Source organism: Streptomyces sp. MMG1121 (assembly GCF_001280015.1).
In the GTDB taxonomy this organism is placed as follows: Bacteria; Actinomycetota; Actinomycetes; order Streptomycetales; family Streptomycetaceae; genus Streptomyces.
The window spans coordinates 1-1,810 of record NZ_LGDV01000028.1; the positions used below are offsets into that span (position 1 = coordinate 1).

Annotated in this window: 1 protein-coding gene; it reads left to right on the forward strand. The window is 71.3% G+C overall.

From position 1 onward, the window contains the following. The coding region (locus ADK64_RS04930) for a type I polyketide synthase (protein ID WP_420712937.1) at positions 1-1,810 on the forward strand (1,810 nt) is incomplete at both ends.

The window sequence follows — 1,810 nt, forward strand, 5'->3', positions numbered from 1 at the left end:
CATGACCGGTCACCTGGCACACAGCGATGTGCGCCGGATGGCACGCGCCGGGATGACCGCGCTGTCCACCGACGAAGGACTCACCCTCTACGACGCGGCACCGGCTCATGCCGCCGCCGTGCTGCTGCCGATGCGCCTGGACACCGACGCGCTGCGCGGGCCCGTGGATTCCGTGCCGGCGCTGCTGCGGGGGCTCGTACGGACCCCGGCGCGTCGCGTCGTCGAGTCGAGCGGAGCGGACGCCGGTACGTCATCGCTGGCACGGCGGCTGGCCGGACAGTCCGAAGAGGCCCAGCAGCGGACCCTGTTGGAGCTGGTCCGTGCCGATGTCGCGACCGTTCTCGGGCACACCTCGCCGGAGTCGGTCGAGGAGGCACTGACGTTCAAGGAGCTGGGCTTCGACTCGCTCACCGCCGTAGAACTGCGCAACCGCCTCACCGCGGCCACCGCGCTACGGCTGCCCGCCACGCTTGTCTTCGACTATCCGACGCCGACGGCGCTGGTGGCGTATCTGCGTACCACGCTCGTCGGAGCGGAAACGTCCAGGGCCGGCTCGGTCGTCACGGGAGCGGCCGGTGCCTCCGGCGTCAACTCCGTTGCCGTGCACGACGACCCGATCGCGATCGTGGCGATGAGCTGCCGTTACCCGGGGCAGGTGCGCAGTCCCGAAGACCTGTGGGACCTGGTCGCCGGTGAGCGGGACGCCATCGGAGCCTTCCCCACCGACCGCGGCTGGGATCTGGACGCTCTGTACGCGGCGGACCCGGACCAGTCCGGCACCTCGTACGTCCGCGATGGCGGATTCCTCTACGACGCAGGGGACTTCGACGCCGACTTCTTCGGCATCGGCCCGCGCGAGGCCGCCGCGATGGACCCGCAGCAGCGCCTGATGCTGGAGCTGACCTGGGAGGCGTTCGAGCGGGCCGGTATCGACCCGGCGTCGCTGCGCGGCAGCCGTACCGGCGTGTTCGCGGGAACGGACAGCAACGACTACTCGATCCTGGTGCACCAGGCGGCCGAGCAGGCCGAAGGCTACCTGGTGACCGGCACGGCCGCGAGCGTGATCTCAGGGCGGGTGGCCTACACGTTCGGGCTGGAAGGTCCGGCCATGACGGTGGACACGGCGTGTTCGTCGTCCCTCGTGGCACTGCACCTCGCCGCGCAGTCGCTGCGCCAGGGCGAGTGCTCCATGGCACTGGCGGGCGGTGTCGCGGTGCTCGCCACGCCTTCCGGGTTCGTCGAGTTCAGCAGGCAGCGGGGGCTGGCGCCGGACGGCAGGTGCAAGCCGTTCGCGGCGGCGGCCGACGGCACGGCGTGGGGAGAGGGCGCGGGCGTGCTCGTCCTCGAGCGGCTCTCCGACGCGCAGCGCCTCGGCCACCCGGTACTGGCCGTGGTGCGCGGCAGCGCGGTCAATCAGGACGGCGCGAGCAATGGCCTGACGGCACCGAATGGTCCGTCCCAACAGCGCGTCATCCGCGAGGCGTTGACCAACGCCCGGCTCACGACGGCCGACGTGGACGCCGTCGAGGGGCACGGCACCGGCACCACGCTGGGCGACCCGATCGAGGCGCAGGCGGTACTGGCCACCTATGGGCAGGAGCGGCCCGAGGGCCGACCGCTGTGGCTGGGCTCGTTGAAGTCCAACATCGGGCACACCACCGCCGCCGCCGGTGTCGGTGGCGTGATCAAGATGGTGATGGCGATGCGGCATGGGGTGTTGCCGAAGACGCTGCATGTGGATGAGCCGACGCCGCATGTGGACTGGTCGGCGGGTGCGGTGTCGTTGTTGACGGAGGCGCAGCCGTGGCCG